Here is a 19157-nt window from a genome sequence, read left to right as displayed (position 1 = left end):
TGAGTTACCTCAGTAAATGTCTTCTCTTTCTTTACTTATTTTAACATAGTTCGGTTTTTTGGCGCCGACCTACTTAGTCATTAGTCATTAGTCATTAGTTAGCAGTCATTATATCTCTGCAATAATTATTATGGAACAGGCATCCTGCCTGTTCAAGACTTGCTTTTCAAAAGAGGTCTATTAGTCATTAGTTATTAGTCATTAGTTCTTTAGTAGCAATTAGCAATGCCCGATGCCCGATGCCCGATGCCCGATGCCCGATGCCCGATGCCCCATGCCCCATGCCCCATGCCCCATGCCCCATGCCCCATGCCCCATGCCCCATGCCCCATGCTCAATAACTACTCTTCATAATCGATCAAAACTTGCACCCAGCTTGGCGGCCGCGGAATTGGATTTCCCAAACGATCTAACAGCAGCAAAGCTACTAAATGCACTACAAATAAATAGACAATATTGTTAACCAAAATCATCCCAGCGGCGATCGCCCCAATTGTGTTCAAACTCGGTACATTAAGCCAGCCCAGCTTCACAAACACCCATTCCACCATCTCTGTTACCTGGGCCGTTACGTAAACCCATAGATCTTGACCCACCAACGCTGACAGCAGCCAAAACCGAAAAAAGAAGCCGACAGTACCAATGAGAGCGCCCACACTAATAGAGAGTGACCAACTCGCTTTGCGCCTCCAAAGTCCTCCCAGCGCAACTCCCATAATTCCAAAAGGCATCACGTATAAAATGCTCCGCGTCGGGCCCATCAGTACCGACAGCAGCAAACCCGATACCAAAGCTGCCATCCAAGCTGCTCGGTTGCCCCAGCGCAAGTAAACCAGGGCGATGGGTATCGGGAAAAAAACCCGCAGCAAAGGCCCTAGCGGAAAGTAATAATTTACCAGCCAAATTAAGCTAGCGGTACTTGCCAAAAAAGCCGTTTCTACCAGCCTTAAAGGCGCTTCCCCAGAGGCGCGCTTCCCCGGATCGGGATTGGTGCGATCGCCCGCCAAATCTGAAATATCCGCAGTTTGGGGGTCGTTATTTTGACTGGGTGAACTGCCGGAATTAGACGTGGCATCTGCTGACAAAAAATCACTCATCCGATTTTAGATTTTAGATTTTAGATACTTCGGCTTCGCTCAGTACAAGTTTTAGATTTTAAGGGACTTGGCGCTGGCTGATTCCCGGTTTTTGATTTTTGGTTTTTGATTTTTGATTTTTGATTAGACTTGAGTTGCAGAAGTCTTCGATCCAGAAACCGCAGATATCGGGCAGATGCAACACAGATTGACGCAGATAATTTCAGGGTATTTTCTGATTTTTGCAATGGTTCGTCTATTTGGGCTTTTTGATTTTAGGAGAAACCGGGTTTAGATGCCTGCGTCAGTCTTATTTTAGATTAATTTTCTCAGCCCAACTTTTTGGCAGTATCATTTTTCCGGTTTAATTTCCTGGATTACCAAAACCGAACAAGATGCGTGGTGAACAACATAATTGCTGACACTGCCGAGGAAAGCTTCTGTTAACCCCGTGCGGCCGCGCCTCCCCACTACTATTAAATCTGCGCCCCAATTTTCGGCAGATTCACAGACAGAATGCCCCGGATCGCCGTCCATTTTGCAGTCAAATTCCACTTGCAATCCTTGTTTAGTGGCAGCGTCGCAGTAATTTTTCAACAAACCCGAAGCCTGTTTTTCCTCGCTTTCCAGCCGCAAACGTTGAGCTTGATAAGCTTGATTCATTAACTCGACATTCATGCCCAAATCTACTGGAATTGGTACTGCCGTCTCGCCCAGCGTGTTGACAGTAACGCAGTGAAATAGCATCATCTGAGCGCGATCGCCCACAGCTAATTCTAAAGCTTGACTAAAGACGCGGTGGCCTAGATCGGAATCATCAACGGCAGCGAAAATTTTCTTAAAACTCACAGCTTTACCTCCGGCGGGAAATCATCATTAGTAGTTAACAGAGAGTGCTTTTGAATTTGATTCAAATTAGCAATCTCTGATACTTCTAGACTAACAGACGCTCCAATGCGTGTAGGTCTGGAATGCACAAAACGTCACGTTCGCGCTGAATAGTTCCTTTTTTTTCCAGCTTGCTCAGCACTCGCGTTACTGTTTCCCGAGCCAGCCCGCTGAGACTGCTTAATTCTCTGTGTGGGAGGTTGGGAATTTCTGTACCTCCACTTAACATGATTTTCCCTTGCCCCTCGGCCAAAAATAATAGAATATCTGCTACTCGCGATGTACTGTCCGACTCTCGCAAACGCAGGCGGCGGTTGACTTGCCGCAGGCGACGCGCCATCAGTTGAGCTAGGCGAATGCCTGCTAGCGGCTCGGTATGAATGAGTTGCACAAAATCCTGAGATGGCATATTGCCAATCAGTGTCGGGGCTAGGGTGATCACATCTGTCGATCGCGGTGCTTCTTCGATCGCGGCCATTTCCCCGAATAATTCTCCTTTCCCTAAAATATTCAGTGTTACTTCTTTTCCGTCTAGGTTGTAGGTGCGAATTTTCACCCAACCATCCAATATAAAATACACTGATGTTCCCCAGTCATTTTCGAGTAAAATCACTTGATTTGACGGATGACTGCGGGTAACGATGTGGACAGTTGCTCTCTCGATTACAGGATCGGGTAATCCTGCAAAAAAAGGAGTAGAAACTATCAATTGATTTATATTAGAATTCGGATCTCGGGTGTTAAAGCGGTCTTCCATGAGGCCATCATTTTAATTTATGCGCTTGAGCTGCGCTGGGCAGTTACAAATAGCTTGCAGCCGAGTCATTCGATTTGAGATTCAAGATTTGAGAAACAAGGATCTAAAATCGGCAATTTTACCTCTAAAGTTTTGCGGTCAAAGGCTCAATATGGGAATTAATAGCCTCAAGCTCTGATTGGGAGCTAGAGACTAAAGAATATACCATAATTTTTTAGATATATACCACTGAGCAAATTTTATTAACAAAATTTTAGCAATGTGGCAAACGACTGAGCCGATCAAATTACCGAAGACAAGCTTAACACTGCTGAGAGATTTGTTGTCACTCTTGCCCTGCTGTCGAGAAGGCAGAATCCCCGAGTACAAGCCTGCAAGCACGGTAGACAGATCCCAAATCCGAGCAACTGCCTAGAACCTGGCAAATGTCAGCACGATCGGCAAAATCCACAGCCATTGCGAGCCTAAAGACTGGCGCTCTTGGCGAGCGACACCCACCCACTTCCCAGCAAACTTTTCTGCTACCCAAGATTATTGTACCATTAGTATCTAGCCATCAATACAGATAAAAGGCTATGATCAAAGGTTACTCAAACCCAGTATATGGGGACAATCCCGAATCTTGGTATCCCAAATCGCAAATTGTTTGAGGTTTTTTCCAAGTCGGTGAAAGATGAAGAGACAGTGACGCGCCGCCATGCTAACGAAACTCGCGGTGACAGTGTGCTGCCCGCCGTTCCAGCCGGTGAAGGCAAAAGTTCGTCGGGCTCGCAGCTCTTACGAGCAGGAATCAGTCTCCGGGTCAGGAAACTCGCCCCTGAGCCACAGAATTTGACCAACAATAATGGGATTCAAGCCCCGTCCTTATAGGACGGCTTTACATGAATTTTTGTTAAGTTTTACCATTTCACACAAGACGTGCGAGTATGTAAAATAGCGTAGTTAAGGTCAGCATGACACTAAAAGCCTTCAGCTATCGATTCTACCCAACGCCGGAACAAGAAAGTTTGTTGCGACGTACTTTGGGTTGTGTTCGTTTGGTCTACAACCGTGCTTTAGCCACAAGAACGGAAGCTTGGTACGCAGAACAGAAACGGGTAGGCTATGCCGAGACTTCTTCAATGTTAACCGAATGGAAGAAAACCGAAGAACTAGATTTTCTCAACGAGGTTAGTTGCGTACCGTTACAGCAGTGTTTGCGTCATCTACAAACGGCTTATACCAACTTTTTTGATGGGCGGGCAAAATATCCTAACTTCAAAAAGAAACGCAATGGTGGTAGTGCAGAATTTACCAAGTCAGCATTTAAGTTCAGAGATGGACAAGTCTACCTAGCAAAAAGCACACAAGCGTTACCAATTCGCTGGAGTCGGACACTACCTGATGGTGCAACACCTTCAACCTTAAGCGTAAAGCTTGCACCATCAGGTAGGTGGTCAGTTTCTCTGCTAGTGGATGTTGAAATTGAAGCATTACCCAAAACAGATAATCAAGTCGGTATCGACCTGGGAGTTACAAGCTTGCTCGCTCTTAGCACTGGTGAAAAGATTGCCAATCCCAAAGGATTCAAGGCAAAATATCGGCAACTTAGAAGAGCGCAAAAATTTTTAAGTCGCAAGCAAAAAGGGTCAAACAACCGTCACAAAGCACGGCTTAAAGTAGCGAAAGTGCATCAAGAAATTACTGATGCAAGGAAAGATAATCTTCACAAGTTAACAACGCGGTTGGTGCGTGAAAACCAAACCATCGCCGTAGAAAACTTAGCTGTGAATAACATGATTAAAAATCCCAAACTTGCTCTAGCTATAAGTGATGCAAGTTGGGGGGAATTAGTCAGACAACTAGATTACAAGTGCGATTGGTACGGTCGTACTTTAATTAAGATTGACCGATGGTTTCCGAGTTCAAAACGGTGTGGCAATTGCGGACATATCGTTGACAAGATGCCGTTGAATATCCGGGAATGGGATTGTCTTAATTGCGGGACGCACCATGACCGAGACATCAACGCAGCAAAGAACATTTTGGCGGCAGGGCTTGCCGTGGCAGTCTGTGGAGCGACTGTAAGACCAGAACAGAGTAAATCTGTTAAGGCTGGTGCGAAATCCCCTAGGGGACGGAAGCAGAAACCTAAGTCGTGAGTCTTAGGAATCCCCGTGCGTTTACGCCGGGGTGGATGTCAAAGGCAATAGAAGTTATCCGAAGACAAAACGTTAATTAACAGTTGTCAGAAAATATTAGTAAATTATTGACTGACTCGCATTCAGGATACAAGCCCCCGGATTCATTCCTTCGCAGACTCAGGACGGAGAAATAAAAAACCTGTATCCGATAAACAAGCTCCCGAATTTATCCGTGCGGTCAATGCTTAAATCTAAAATCTAAAATCTAAAATCGATTGACGGACTCGCATTCAGATTATTCTATCTATTGGCATCGCTGCCGCCTGAATTCAGTCTTTTTTCCGTAAAGTTTCTCCCCAGCCGCATTCCCAGAGGTTCCGCCCTTGAATTCTCAGAAGTACAAAATTCAAGCATTGATTGCTGAGATAGACGAGGTACTCAGCAAGCCCGCACCCCGCTTGCCTTGGACGGGTTCTCTTGATACTGTCCACCAGCGCCAACTTTTAGAGCGAGTTCGCGCTTATCTGGTTTCCTCAGACTCAAAGCTAACGGCCGCAAAGGCCCCCGCCCGCCCAAATGTGCCCCCGCAACCAGTTCCAGTGCCCAAAGTGCCTCTGCCCGCCCCTCGCCCCTCAGCCGCAGAGCAAATCATGCTTGCCGTAACCGGAGAAATCAGCCACCTGCGTTCAAGCCTGACAGGGCCGCTCCAAGAAGACATAGAAGCTCTGCGGCAAGAGCAGCAAGCTCTAATTCAAGAAATCAAACAGCTAGAAGCAAAACGGCAGCAGCAACAATCCCTAGCTCAGCAACAAGCCAACCAACAGCAAATCATTGCTGAATTCTTGCAGGTACTAACTGCCCGCTTGGAAGAAACCTTGACTAGCGATTTCTCCCAAATTCTAAGTTCGCTAGAAAATCAGTTATTGCAAAGCAGCGCAGCACCATACTCTTTGGGCAGTGCACCTGATGAACAATTGGCTATTGACGTAACACTTAACCCACAAACCTCAGAAGAACACCCGCTGCTGACGCCGGCTCAGAGGTTGGAGCAAATGCAACTGTTCCAATCTCATGCTGACAGTCTGCTGATGAGTCTCGATTCTAGGATGGCTATCGTGTTCGAGGCTTTGCAAGCAAATCTGCAAAGCTATCAAGCTTCCTTGAGACAAGAACTCGAAAATATGTACGGTTTGAGCCAGCAGAGCGAGGCGATGTTCGCGGCTTTGGTCAACCACTTGGCTTCACAGTTGGGGCGAGAAGCGTCTTCCTACGTTCAACAGCCGATCAATTTAGCAAATAATCTCGAAACCGTCACCCCCACCGCAGCCGATCAATCTCCTGTCGCTCCCGCCCTTTCAAATACTGCAGAGACTCTGACGGGAGACTCGGTGCTGGAAATTCGCACCGGCGAATTCGGAGAACAAGACAGATTTCCCTACGCCGGTACAGAAATTTCTCCGCAATTCAGACAGTTGAGGCGCGACCGCGACCGCATTCAAGCCCCTATTTTGCTCCCGGAGTTGGAAGATAATTTGTTGGGTTCTACCCCCGAAATATCTCGAAATGCAACTCGGTTTACTGGCGGTGAATCGGAGAAGAGATTAACAGAAACAGACGAAGAGATTGAGGATTTGTATGCAAGTTTGTTCGCGGGAGAATCGGTTCCTGAAGTGGAATTACAAATCGAAACTTTCCCGGTAGAAAATACTGTAAGTGAGACAAAAAGTGAAGGCGTAGAATATCAAGCGGCGACGAATCAGGAAACTGCCGAATCGCTAAAAATGACCGAAGATTTGTTTGTAAATCTGCTGGATGAAGGCGAATCTCTGGAAGAGACTTTAGTAGATGAAGATTCAGATTTTGTAATGGGGAATTCTGTAGAGTCTCTAACTTTAGATAGTGCAGATTTATTTGAACCGCAAGTCGCAACAGTACCTCAAGTTTCAGAAGCATCACCCTCAAATGCTGAGGTGCAACTTGACGCGGACGATCGAGAAAATCTAGAAACGGGTCAAAACCTCAGCGAGCAGTTCGGCGCTACTGTGCCTGAATCAGCAGCTTTGCCGTTGAGAACGCCTGTAGAAATTAGCCCTCACCGACCCAGTGCCACGCCCGCTGTGCCAAGTGTCGGCGATGTTCAAGCTGGCGAGTTCGACTCATCCTCGCAGGGGCTCAATGATGGGTACATCCAAGCTTCGCCGGACGAGGATTTACTGCCGGTCGAGGCATTAGAAGATGACCTCGATCGAGCTCTAAATTTGGACAACAATACTCTGGAACTTTTGGAGGCAGACCTCTACAATCTGGAGGGATTGGAAAATACTAGCTCCCGGCGATCGAATTCCTCAGCCACTAACAGCTTCGATTTATCGGCGAGTTCCCCCGAGGAGGGCGGTGCAAAAAATCCCTTTGCGGAGGTGGCAGAGGAAGAACTCGGCACGCTGGAGGATTTGTTCTCTGATGTGTTGGAACTCTCATCTGATGATGAACCCTTTGTTTTGGAAAACGAACTTGAGGATGATTTGTTTGCGGAGGAAGACGACTCGAATTTGACGCTAGACGAGATTTTGGCTAGTTTGACCGAGACTGATCGACCTTTGACTGATTCTCCCTCTCCAGAAACTGCCGAAACTAACGAACTGCGATCGAGTCCTCCAGAAAGTCAAAAAAAAAACCTAATTTCGACAGAGAGTAAAGCAGGAGTTGTTGAGGGGAAAACCGATTTTAGTGAGTTTGCCGGAACACAGCAGCAAGAGGCGGCTGGGCATTCGGCAGCAGGTGCGATCGCCCCATCCCGAGAACGCCGGAATTCTAGCTGGTATTTGGGCATTGATTTCGGTTCCAGCGGCCTGTCTGCGGCTTTGCTCGATCGTACCAGCGGGCAGTTGCACCCGATTTACTGGGAAGCATCGCAGGCTGAGGCTTGGGCAGCAGACGCCAGTTGTCGGATTCCCTCGGCTGCGGTGCTGGCCCAAACAGCCCCAGGGAGCTCAGGGTCAGAGGTGACAGTCAGGTCGGTGGGATTCCGACCCCAGGCTTTGGCTGCAGGAGAATTTTTACTGGAAAATTTTAAATTGCCTTTAAAGGTGGGCATTCCTTATCAGCGGGAGGCTGCTGGGATGTACGAACCGCTGTTGCAGTGGTCGCCCTTGCAGGCTTTTTCGATCGCCTTGCCGCTGCAATGTGTGCGGGCACTGCTGGCTACTTTGAATCCGAGTTTGCGGGGACAAAAATTTGCCGAATCAGGGGAAATTTTGGATTCTGCAATGCCGACGGCGAATTTTGCAGGAGTGCCAGTTTCTAATTTAATTTGTAGGGCTTCGGGACTGACGCCAGAAACTCTCGATGCCGCGCTTTTAGACTTGCAGGGTGTAATTTTGGGGACTCCGGCCGACTGGTCGGATGTTTATCGGTTTAATCTGCGGGAGGCGGTTTTGGGCGCGTCTCTGGTGGCTTCTGGTTCGCAAATTTTTGTGGTGGAAGATGCGATCGCCACTTTGCTTGCTGCTGTAACTCCTGTGAAAAATGGCATGGAAGTGGAGGCGTCAGCCACGGATTCTGCTAAGGGCACTGAAGAAGCTGCACCGCTGGCTGTGAATGCTTCATCTTTTAGCGGGGGAACTTTGATTTTGAATGCGGGGGCGGCGACGGTGGAATTAGCTTTAGTTGAGTTGCCGTCCAATCTTCAAGATTTAACTCGTGCTGATTTTACTTGCCAGAGTTTTGGTTTTGCGGGCGAGGCTTTCGATCAGGATATTATCTGTCAGTTGTTGGCGAAAAATGAAACGTGGGGAATGTCGATCGATTTGCCACGTCCGGGGCATCCTGATTTGCCGAGTCGTTATCAATTGCAGCAGCGGTTACAAGGTTCTGCTTTTGGCCTGCAATTGTTAGAAACAGCAAGGCAAATAAAAGTTATTTTGCAACATCAAAAAAGTTTTAGTTTGGATATTGGTCAGCAGCATTGGGATGTCAATCGCAAAGATTTGGAAAGTCTGGTTTTAGTGCCTTTTGTGCAGCAGTTGAACCGTGAATTGAATGCTTTGCTCAGCCGCGCGGGAATGTCGCCGGCGGGAATTAATCAGGCGATTTATGCGGGGGGTATGGGTGCTTGGCCTGCGATCGCCCGCTGGTTGCGGCAGAAGCTGCCGAATGCGATCGTGGTTCAAGACCAGGAATTGCAGGGCGATCGAGATATTTTTGAGATTCACAATTCTGCATTAAATTCTGTATCTCAAAGTACAAATATTTCCCAAAAAATTGGTCGAGTTGCCTGCGGGTTGGCGAGTTTGGCTCTCTATCCTCACCTTTTGGATGTGTCGCAGCAGCAGTACAGCGACTTTTTTCTGCTGTGGGAATTAATGCAGGTTTTGGGTGAGGAAACTCTGAGCTTTCAGGAAATTTTGCAGTTGTTGGAGAGCCAGGGCGTGAATACCGGCACCTGCGAGCCCCGGATTTTACGGATTTTGGAAGGAAATTTGCCGGCGGGAGTTGTGCCTGCGGAGGAAGATTTCATGCTGCTCGCCGAGGAGTCGAGGCAAAATCCTGATTGGGAAGCAATTTGGGCTGAGCCGCTTTTCTTTGAAGATGTCTCACGGGGTTATCGTTTGAATCTCGAACACGCCTCTGTTGTTCGCGAATATTTAGGCAAACTCGCCTCTAGCAGCCAGCAAAAATTGTTAGAGCCACTAACACTTGCTTGGGATGTTCGCACCGATATTTATCGCTAAACGGCAAAAAACCCGGTTTCTCAGTATAATCCTCCCTGTCTTCCGGGAAGAGTCTTAGTCGAAACCAGGTTTTTTTGCGTCCAAGACTAACTTTTTCCTGTAAATTTACGTAAGTTTACATAAACTTTATACGTTTTTATAAAAAATACATAGAAACTTTATAAAAGTGTTATTGCTTTTTAAAGATTGTGCAAAGCTGAGTATTTCAGGTTCTGCAGATTTGGGATGGCTAATAAGATGGATGTAAGAAATCGTTAAAGTTGAGACAAATCATATGAAATTTCCGATGGGTGCCTCGTCGAAATCATCATTATCAAAAATGCTGTCCTTATTTTTTCAAGAATATACTTGCAAAGTCTGTGTATCAAAACAACAGGCTCACCGATCCGTAACGAGCAAGGTAAAACGGTCGATCGATATTTTGGGCTCGCTGCTGGGACTGGCAATTACTGCTGCGGTAGCGGTGCCGGTGGCAGTGGCGATGCTGTTGGACAATCCGGGCCCGCTGCTTTACAGTCAAGTCCGCTGCAGCTTCAAAGGGCGACCTTTCAGAATATGGAAATTTCGATCGATGGTTGTCGGTGCAGAAAAGCTCAAACATTTAGTTACCAACCAAGCCACCGGCCACATTTTTAAGAATGACAACGATCCGCGAATTACCCGCGTCGGCCGCTTCTTGCGGAGCACGAGTTTGGACGAGTTGCCTCAATTCTGGAACGTGTTAGTCGGCGACATGAGTTTGGTGGGAACTCGACCGCCCACTCCTGATGAAGTTGCTGCCTATGACGATTTTCACTGGCAACGTTTAGATGTCAAACCCGGTCTGACTGGGGAGTGGCAAGTCAACGGACGGTCTGGAGTTAAAGACTTTGACGAGATTGTCCGTATGGATCTCGACTATCAGGGTAAGTGGTCTGTTGTCTACGACATCACTCTGATTTGCAAAACAATTTGGGTGGTTTTCAGCAAAAACGGTGCGTGTTAATAGACTTGCTGTTTTGGGTTGTTTTGGGATTTTAAATTTTAGGAAAAAACACGGGATGAGATAGTTGGAAATGGATTAAATATATGTTAATAGAATTAGCGATGGGTGACGCTTATGGTGCGGGTTTTGAATTTGTTGACCAGCAGACGATCGAAATGTACAACAATCTCAGAAGTTACATCAAGCATCCCCGTCACGACATCCAGCCTGGATGTTACACAGACGATACGCAGATGAGTTTAGCCGTCGCAGAAGCGATCGTCAGTCGAGAACCTTGGACGCCGGAACTTTTAGCCAGCAAATTTGTTGCAGCTTTTCACCGCGATCAGCGATTTGGTTATGCTGGCAAAATGTACAATTTTTTGCTACAAGTTCAAGACGGAAAAGAATTCTTAGAAAAAATTCACTCCACTAGCGATAAAAGCGGATCGGCGATGCGAGCCGGGCCGATCGGCATTTTTCCTACTATTGAAAAAGTCATCGAAAATGCTACCATTCAAGCTGCCATTACTCACAACAGTCCTGATGGCATTAATGCAGCTATAGCAGCAGCTTTGATGTCCCATTACTTTATTTATCAGCTAGGTTTAAAGAAAAATTTGGGGAATTTTCTAGAAAGGCACGTCGCTGGTGAGTGGTCAATACCTTGGCAAGGACAAGTCAGCGTTAAAGGTTTGGTCTGTGTTAGAGCAGCTATTACTGCTGTCATGCGAAATGATAGTATGAGCAAACTGCTCCTAGATTGCATTGCCTTTTCTGGAGATGTGGATACAGTAGCCACTATTGCTTTAGCTGCTGGTTCCTGTAGCAGTGAAATTGCCCAAGACCTGCCAGAAAATCTGGTACAAGGATTAGAAAATCAATCTTACGGCCGAGACTATATCATAGAACTGGATCGACAGTTAATGAATTGCAGGAGCGACTTCTGATTTATTCCTGATATCTGTTACATCCGTTAAATCCCTTACACTGCGCGTTGCCGAACTTCTTGCTATTATGAATTTGCCTAATTTGATTACGTTTTCTCGCTTACTGGGAGTGCCTTTTCTGCTCTACGGTTTGTACGACCCAAGCGCGCAAAGCCGCTGGATTTGCACCGCAATTTTTGTGGTAGCTGCGGCTACTGATTGGCTGGACGGCTATTTGGCTAGGAAACTGAATCAAATTACCGATTTGGGTAAGTTTCTCGATCCTTTGGTGGATAAATTGTTGGTTCTCGCGCCGCTTTTGGTATTGATTGAGTTGGGGAAAATCCCGGCTTGGGGAGTGTTTGTGATTTTTGGTCGGGAGTTGACAATTGCGGGGTGGCGTGTTAATAAAACTACGATTTCGGGAGCTAATATTTGGGGGAAGTTGAAGACGGTAAGTCAGATTGTGGCGATCGCACTTTTAATTGCTCCTTTGTCTGAAGCGTGGAATTTTCCCGCATTAATTGCTTTTTGGGTTTCTGTGGCTTTAACTTTGATTTCTGGCGCTATTTATCTATGGCCGGAAAAGACTGCTGAGGACAAGTAAATCAGTTTTATTTAAACCGCAGATTAACGTAGATAAAAACTTCGATATATTTGTAGGGACACGGCATTGCCGTGTCCCTAGCCGTAGCTTAATAATGAGTCCCCGATTTCCGGTAATGCACCGCTGTCACGCCGTCATTTTTCAGCAAATGACCGTTGTCAATCGCCGCATAGACTACCCAGTGATCGCCGCATTCCATCCGACTTATCACTTCGCATTCGAGATAAGCTAAAGCCTCAGTCAAAACCGGACAGCCGTTGCTAGCTTCTATTGTTTCGACTCCGGCAAATCTGTCTTCTCCCGGAGCAAAGTTTTTCATGAAATACTTCCGCAACTGTCGCCCTTCTGCTAAAATGTTGAGCACAAATTTATCCCCGGCGTACATCAAAGCTTCGATCGATCGATCTTTTGCCACCGCAATCGTCACACCGGGCGGATTAAACGTTGCTTGCGACACCCAGGAAGCCAGCATCGCACTGCTAACCTCCCCCCGCTTCGCCGAGAGTACGCACAGCGAACCAACCAATCTCCCTACTGCTTGTTCAGTGCGATCGCTCCCCGCTACTAATTGCGGTTTCGGTGCCCGCAATTTTTGCGATTTAATCAAAGCTTGAGCAAAATCCGTTCCCGCTTCTTTGCACTCGTGAATTGTTGTCGCCGTGGGCTTAAATTTGGCTCGAATCGGCTCAAATCCAATTCGATAGCCAGCATCTTTCAGCTTGCCTTCCACTAAGTCGATCGCCTCTCCACTCCAGCCAAAAGAACCGAAAACCCCCGCTAATTTGCTCTTAGTTGCGGTAGATAAAACAATTCCTAAAGCAGTTTGAATTTGCGTCGGCGCGTGTCCTGCTAGCGTGGGAGTTCCGATGATAAATCCCGCACATTTCTCGATCGCCTCTTGAATTTCGCCCGGTTCGGCAAATTCGCAGTTGATACTTTCCACCGCAACGCCGGCTTTCGTAATTCCTTTGGCGATCGCCTGCGCTAAAGTAGCCGTATTTCCGTAAGCCGAAGCATAAATCAAAGCAACTGTCAAGTCTTTTGAATTTTGTTGCTGGCTCCATTCCCGATACAAATTGCTCAGTTCATTAAGGCCGTAACGGACGATCGGGCCGTGACCTGGAGCATAAAATGCTGCGGGTAAATCGGCGAATTTATCCATTGCGGTCAGCACTTGTTTTGCCTGAGATGCGTGCAGAGAATCGTAATAATAGCGACGATCTTCGCTGTAAACACTCCACCCTTCATCAAATACTTGGTCGCCGCAAACATGAGCTCCAAATAGTTTGTCAGTGAACACGATTCTAGTGTGCGGATCGTAGGTGCAAAGTTGGTCAGGCCAGCGGGGAGTCGGAGTCGCGATGAATTTTAAGGCGTGACCTTTTCCTAAATTGAGAGTTTCTTCTCCCCGAACGACCATAATGTTTAATTCTTGGTCGGGAAAAGCGGCTCGCAAACTAATTGCCGCTGGATTCGTGCAAACCAAAGCTACTTCAGGAGCTAATTCTAACAGAGCTTTAATCGTGGTTGCTCTGTTAGCATTGAAATGCCCCAAAATTATGTAATCCAGCTTTGTCAAGTCCACCCGTTGCTGCAAAAATTCCAGGTAATTTTGAGTAAAAGATTCCCCCGGCGGGTCGAACAAAGCAGTTTTGTCAGCTTGAATAATATAGCTATTTGCTGTCGTACCCTTTTGCAGCGAATACTCGACTTCAAATTTGAGTCTGTCCCAAGTCCGCGATCGCACAATAAAAGTATCGAGGGCGATCGGGATAAACTGCACGTCGCGGGGTTTAGTATCAGATGCGAGTCTAGGAGTCAAAGTGTTAGTCATTAATTGCACCTATGAGAAACTGAACTACAGAACTTCTTTTGATTTCGTGCCAAAAATTGGTATCTACAATGTCAAACCTTGCACCTCTACCCTGTAAATTGGTATCAAGGTCAGTCAGAAATTCCCTGGTTGTCAAATCATCCCCAATTTGGATAAAGCTCACTCCAATTTCTTCGTCTTTATCTATTTTATTTGCTGCACTTACAATAATTTCAGCGACAGCAGCGGTATTTTCTGGTTTTTGATCTAGGACTGCAACAATTATTGCTCCTTTCTTCCCTTTGGTCTTTGGTTTACCTGCAAAATAATCGCTGAAAGCTTCTTTCAGAGCTTCTTCCAAATTAGTTGCAGTCGGGTTTTCTGAATCCGGTTCCGTATTTTGTCGCTGCAAAATTTCAGCTAACCGGGCAACATTTGAATTTTTATACTTCCACATAGGAGTAGAAGCTTCGTAAAGGGTGATGCCGTCGCTGTCAAATTCCTGACATTTTTTTGCTAAGTCGATGAGAGATGCCTGTGCTTCTACCCACTCCTCGTACCAAGGATGGTGAGGGTCTCTGCTGGCATCACTTCTGGCAATAATAATTGTGTAATCTCGGTCTTCTAAAAGATTGGCAGGCATTGGCAATTCCCCTAGTTAAAATGGAGTCTAAATGACAACGGTTTGCCCGGTAAGGTGCTGGTGGCGCACCTTACGTTGAGAGTTTTTGCGTAGCCAGTTGTGTCCAGGACTGTAATTGTAGGGTGCGTCAGTAGATAGTCGATGATGAAGTCGAATAAAACATCGGCTGACGCACCTTACTAATACCTTGTCCAGGACTGTAATTGTAGGGTGCGTCAGTAGATAGTCGATGATGAAGTCGAATAAAACATCGGCTGACGCACCTTACTAATACGTTTGGGGTGTGTTGATTCAGACAGTCGATCAATATATCGTTGAATTTCCCCTTTGCACCTGACAACTGCCAACAGTCAACAGTCAACCGTCAACAGTCAACTGTCAACCGCCAACTGACTTCCTAATAATGATTTCCCACTTTGCGGTGGTGAACTGCAGGCAGTGCATCTGGATTGGAGACGCGGCCGCTATCGACGATCGCATATACGATATGATGATCCGAAAGTTCCATCCGGCTGACTACTTCGCACTCCATGTACGCCAAAGCATCTGTCAAAATCGGAGAACCGTTGGTTGCTGGTTGAGTTTTAACTCCGGCAAATCGATCAGCACCAGGAGCAAAACGCTTTAAAAAGTGCCTCATCAAGGTTTGATAATTGCCTTCTTCCAGCACGTTGAGAACAAATTTATCTCCCGCGTGCATCATCGATTCAATCGCCCGATCCTTCGCAACTGCTATTGTTAAACCTAGCGGTTTAAAGCTAGCTTGAGTTACCCAAGAAGCTAGCATCGCACTGCTAACCTCGCCTTTTTGAGCGGTAATGATGTACAGTCCGCCGCTGATCCGTCCCAAAGCTTTATCGAGGTCGCTGTCGAGGGATTTCATCTGTTTGACAGCTTTGTCCCGCGTCAGCCACTGTCCCAAGTCGGTGCCGGCTTCGTCGCAAAGTTGATAACTCGCTTCTGTCGGCGTTTCTTTAATTAAAATGTTGGGAAATGCTTCTTTTAAACCCAACTCTTTGAACTTGTTTCGCAGCGGGTAAATAGATACGTCATCGCCACCGCCGGATTCGCACAAACCGAAAGATTGTTTGTTGTTAGCCGCAACTAAAATTGTGTTGATAACAGCTTCGGCATTCGCAGCAGCAGTACCACTACTCGGCGGCGAACAAATTACGATGCCGGCAGCATTACCGACAAGTTCCGCAACTTCTTGCAAGTCGGCGATTCTCAAATCCATCATTTCCACGGCGACACCTGTTTTGGTGATACCGTGGGCGATCGCTTGGCTGAGTCGATCGCTAAATCCGTAGTCGGAGGTGTAAAATACCGCTACAGTGGTTTCTGCCTTAGCTTGCGCTTGGCTCCACTTTTTGTAGCGTCCGGTAAGTTCCACCACATTGTGCCGCAGCAGCGGGCCGTGACCGGTCGCAACTGTACCGATTTCTCCCAACTCTGCCATCCGCTTCATCGCAGCGAGTACCGATCGAGCATTGGGAGCCATCAAGCACTCATAATAAAAGTGGTAATCTTCCTCAACTGCTGCTAAATCGTCATCGAAGGTGCTGTCGGAACAGTAGTGCATCCCGAAAGCGTCGCAGGTAAACAGCACTTGAGTTTTGTTGTCGTAGCTAAAAATAGTATCGGGCCAGTGCAAGTTCGGCGCCGATACGAATTCGATAATGTGGCCGTTTCCTAAATCTAGTTTGTCCCCGTTTTTGACTACCAATCGCTCAAATGGTTGGTGTACAAGGTTTTCTAAAAATTGAATTGCTACTTTCGCCCCCACGACAATTGCTTGGGGTGCCAGCGCCAGCACGTCTTTGACTAAACCGCTGTGGTCTGGTTCGGTGTGGCTGATAATTAGATAGTCAATCTCTTTGGGGTCAATTTCGCCCGTCAGAGTTTCCATGTATTGCTGGCGAAACTTCTCGTGCGAGGTATCGACGAGGGCTGTTTTTTCACCGCGAATGATGAATGAGTTGTAAGTTGTACCGTTTTTGAGTCCGAATTCGATGTCAAAGCGGTCTCTATCCCAGTCCAGGCATCGAATTGCCGTTGTATCAGAGGCAATTTCGACTTTTTCCACCGTCAATCTGCGTTGGACTCGTTCAGTCAGCGCTACCATCAGTGCCTCCTTGTCTTTTTACCCATTACCTTATTGTCTTCATTCTGACACGTTTTTTTTGTAAATCTTTATCAAATTTCCTATCACTCAGTTAAGCATCCCAAAAGTGAGATAAAATTCTTGACAAAAAGCAAATATGTGTGCTATTGCAACCGAGTTCGATCGGTTTGGCGATCGAGGTACTGAGTTTTGCAGGGAAATTCCTATCCAGCAGTCAATTAGTTAGTAGCAACTTAACAGTTATACAAAATGTGCAGTAAGATGATCGAATAAAAAAATCCCAAATCCACAAGCCCAAATCCATTAAGTGATATCAATTCCGGCTGCCCCGGAATGATATCAAATCTGCGCTTGATCGTCGGGGGTAAAGTCGAATCCTGCGGCCAACAAATAATTCGCGCAATTTTCATTTTTTTGACCCCTCCTTCTACAGTCAACAGTCATCAGTTATCAGTCAACAGTCAACAGTCAACAGTCAACAATGATTCCGGTGCAACCGGAATCGATAGGATGTAAAGCTATGTCTGAAAGTTCCTTTGATAAAACTAATTTCGGTTGGCAAGTAGGACAGTGGAAACAGCGAGTGGAGGAGTGGTGGGAACTAAAAACTGCCCAAAATATACCGAATGTCAAATTGCCATCTTGGTTTGATTCCCCCATCTTGGGGGCGATCGCTAAAGCCGTCTTTTGGTTAATCTTAGCATTGCTCGCAGTCTGGGCGAGTTGGCAGATTTGGCAACTGTTACGTTTTTATATTCATAATTTCAAAAAGAGGAATCAAACAACTGATGGAAGTGCGAAAAAAACAATTAACGATTTGTCGGTAGCAGATTGGTTGTTGCGATCGCAAAAGTTGCAGCAGCAAGGCAAATACCGCCAAGCTTGCCGCTGTCTTTACATGGCTTTGTTGCAGCGGTTAAATGATGCGGGAACCGTGGTTCACCAACCCAGCCGCACTGATGGCGAATATTTAGAATTAATCCAGCAATTACCCCAGCCAGTGCCTTACGAAACTGTGATAACAATACATCAGCAACTATATTTCGGGAATACCGAAGCTGACGCCTCAACCTTTGAACAGTGTCAGCAAGCTTATCAACAAATTAAGGATTAAGTAGGTAAACGAAAAAAAAAATATCCAAGTGATAATTTTAGGGGCGGGTTTTTACCAACAATAATTACCACAAACCGACAATCTCAAAAACCCCCACCCAATAGCCAATTGCAATCTACTTTTTTCAATATACAAGGGTTCAAGGTCGTACTCGAATAACGCGCGTAGCATCTAAGAGTACGACCTTGAAAGGGTGCTATCAGACCGAAGTAGCAAATGGGTTGAAAGCCACGAAACTAGCACCAGCAATGGGATTCTGGTCGATGCCGCCCACAATCAGCCCTGTAGGTGAATCCCATTAGTTGTCGGTGCCAGCGACTGTCAAACTAGGATTAGCGATCGCCACCCCATTGAAAGAGTTGGTGATGAAATTGCTCATATTGCGGGACATATTAGTAGAGCAAGGATTCCTCGCCCTACTAACAGCCTTAGATGAGAGTGATACTTGTTGCCGCTGTACTGCCGAAATTGTAGCCCGCAGTAGGGTTAGTAAGACCTAAGCGCACAGTCCCATTATTGGTACTAAATGGGTTGTCTTGAACAGTAAAGGTTTGGCTGAGTTGGCCGTCGGCGAAGGACAACGTGCCGCCAGTGGGGCCGCCCGGGTTAAGCAGGTAGTCACCATATACAGGTGCAGGGCCGCTGCCTGGAGTACCCGCCAGAATAATATAATCAATCGATGCTGCACCTAAGCCACTTGAGCGGGTAACTGTAACCGTTGTGCTGCCCCCCTGAGTGGCGATCGTGCCGTAATTAGACGCACTATACTGGAAGATATTGCCAGATGCACTGCTGCTACCGTCAATAATGTCTAGTCTTGCTGTTGACGGAGTGCCGACGGGGCCGTTGTTGAGAAATAGGTTAACAGTCTCAGTCATTTCAGGCACAGTATCAGGATTGACAAAGATGCTGAACGTCTTGGAAGTTTCCCCAGGGCCAAAGGTGAGTACACCAGCACTAGAGGAATAATCAACCGCACTTCCAGTTGATAGGGCGGTGCCGTCAAGAGTACTGTAGCTAATCGTTCCGGTCGCCGTATTGGGGCCGATGCGATTGACTGTCACCGTAGCAAAGCCAGATGATTCCTGAGTGCTGAAAGTAGCCGCACTAAAAACAAACTGGGTTGCTGTTGATGTTGCTGGAGTTGGAGTTGGCGTCGGAGTTACCATCGTCCCAGTTGGCGCCACATCATTAATCGTCAAAATTGACGGACTACTGCCGACATTGCCACCGAAGAGCACCAAATTCACCGATTCCGCCGATTCCACAATCGAATCAGTCAAAGCCGTCACGGTGAAACTAGCGGTAGTTACCCCCGCAGCAAAATTCAACGCCCCTGTCGCGCTAGTGTAATCCGCTGCTGTGCCTGCTGAACTTGCCGAACCGTC

The 19157-nt window shown here is 46.8% G+C and carries 14 protein-coding genes; 7 read left to right on the top strand and 7 right to left on the bottom strand.

Annotated features, from left to right (window positions below; translation table 11 throughout):
- Positions 1-341 precede the first annotated feature (341 nt).
- From QUA58_RS21920 to QUA58_RS21910, 3 genes are all read right to left on the bottom strand, one after another.
- On the bottom strand, positions 342-1097 hold the full coding sequence (locus QUA58_RS21920; RefSeq protein ID WP_333395912.1) for a DUF2232 domain-containing protein: 756 nt from the start codon (positions 1095-1097) through the stop codon (positions 342-344).
- 330 nt (positions 1098-1427) lie between these two features.
- The gene (locus QUA58_RS21915; protein WP_333252291.1) at positions 1428-1925 is read right to left on the bottom strand and encodes a universal stress protein; all 498 of its coding nucleotides are present in this window, start codon (positions 1923-1925) and stop codon (positions 1428-1430) included.
- 85 nt (positions 1926-2010) lie between these two features.
- The gene (locus QUA58_RS21910; RefSeq protein WP_333252292.1) at positions 2011-2721 is read right to left on the bottom strand and encodes a Crp/Fnr family transcriptional regulator; all 711 of its coding nucleotides are present in this window, start codon (positions 2719-2721) and stop codon (positions 2011-2013) included.
- 603 nt (positions 2722-3324) lie between these two features.
- On the opposite strand from QUA58_RS21910, the gene QUA58_RS21905 reads away from it, so the two are divergent.
- The 6 genes from QUA58_RS21905 to pgsA all read left to right on the top strand — a co-directional run bounded on the left by QUA58_RS21905 (position 3325) and on the right by pgsA (position 12074).
- Positions 3325-3591, top strand: a complete 267-nt coding sequence (locus tag QUA58_RS21905) for a hypothetical protein (protein ID WP_333252293.1) — start codon at positions 3325-3327, stop codon at positions 3589-3591.
- Positions 3592-3674: 83 nt separating this feature from the next.
- Positions 3675-4862, top strand: coding sequence for an RNA-guided endonuclease TnpB family protein (locus QUA58_RS21900; RefSeq protein ID WP_333252294.1), 1188 nt, complete (start codon positions 3675-3677; stop codon positions 4860-4862).
- A gap of 365 nt (positions 4863-5227) precedes the next feature.
- Positions 5228-9574, top strand: a complete 4347-nt coding sequence (locus QUA58_RS21895; protein WP_333395911.1) for a hypothetical protein — start codon at positions 5228-5230, stop codon at positions 9572-9574.
- A gap of 319 nt (positions 9575-9893) precedes the next feature.
- The gene (locus tag QUA58_RS21890; RefSeq protein ID WP_333252296.1) at positions 9894-10559 is read left to right on the top strand and encodes a sugar transferase; all 666 of its coding nucleotides are present in this window, start codon (positions 9894-9896) and stop codon (positions 10557-10559) included.
- An 83-nt stretch (positions 10560-10642) separates the two neighbouring features.
- Entirely contained in the window at positions 10643-11488 is an 846-nt protein-coding gene (locus QUA58_RS21885) for an ADP-ribosylglycohydrolase family protein (protein ID WP_333252297.1), read from the top strand.
- A 67-nt stretch (positions 11489-11555) separates the two neighbouring features.
- Positions 11556-12074, top strand: a complete 519-nt coding sequence (pgsA, locus tag QUA58_RS21880; protein WP_333252298.1) for a CDP-diacylglycerol--glycerol-3-phosphate 3-phosphatidyltransferase — start codon at positions 11556-11558, stop codon at positions 12072-12074.
- A gap of 88 nt (positions 12075-12162) precedes the next feature.
- Here the strand turns inward: pgsA and QUA58_RS21875 are convergent, their stop codons facing one another.
- From QUA58_RS21875 to QUA58_RS21865, 3 genes are all read right to left on the bottom strand, one after another.
- Positions 12163-13908 (bottom strand): diflavin flavoprotein, encoded by a 1746-nt coding sequence (locus tag QUA58_RS21875; RefSeq protein WP_333252299.1) that lies wholly within the window; start codon positions 13906-13908, stop codon positions 12163-12165.
- Positions 13901-14530 carry a hypothetical protein gene (locus QUA58_RS21870; protein WP_333252300.1) on the bottom strand — a complete coding sequence of 210 codons (630 nt, stop codon included), beginning with the start codon at positions 14528-14530 and terminating at the stop codon, positions 13901-13903. Before QUA58_RS21870 ends, QUA58_RS21875 begins: the two co-directional genes overlap by 8 nt.
- A gap of 397 nt (positions 14531-14927) precedes the next feature.
- Positions 14928-16655 carry a diflavin flavoprotein gene (locus QUA58_RS21865; protein ID WP_333252301.1) on the bottom strand — a complete coding sequence of 576 codons (1728 nt, stop codon included), beginning with the start codon at positions 16653-16655 and terminating at the stop codon, positions 14928-14930.
- A 520-nt stretch (positions 16656-17175) separates the two neighbouring features.
- Between QUA58_RS21865 and QUA58_RS21860 the strand changes: the two genes are divergently transcribed.
- The gene (locus QUA58_RS21860) at positions 17176-17769 is read left to right on the top strand and encodes a DUF4129 domain-containing protein (protein ID WP_333395908.1); all 594 of its coding nucleotides are present in this window, start codon (positions 17176-17178) and stop codon (positions 17767-17769) included.
- A gap of 428 nt (positions 17770-18197) precedes the next feature.
- On the opposite strand, the gene QUA58_RS21855 is transcribed toward QUA58_RS21860, so the two are convergent.
- A partial coding sequence (locus tag QUA58_RS21855) for a Calx-beta domain-containing protein (RefSeq protein ID WP_333395906.1) occupies positions 18198-19157 on the bottom strand: 960 nt, incomplete at its 5' end.

Origin of the sequence: Microcoleus sp. N9_A1, from assembly GCF_036701795.1 — a bacterium.
In the GTDB taxonomy this organism is placed as follows: Bacteria; Cyanobacteriota; Cyanobacteriia; order Cyanobacteriales; family Microcoleaceae; genus Microcoleus.
The sequence above is the reverse complement of the archived record's forward strand: the minus strand, read 5'-3'. Positions and strand labels throughout refer to the sequence as shown.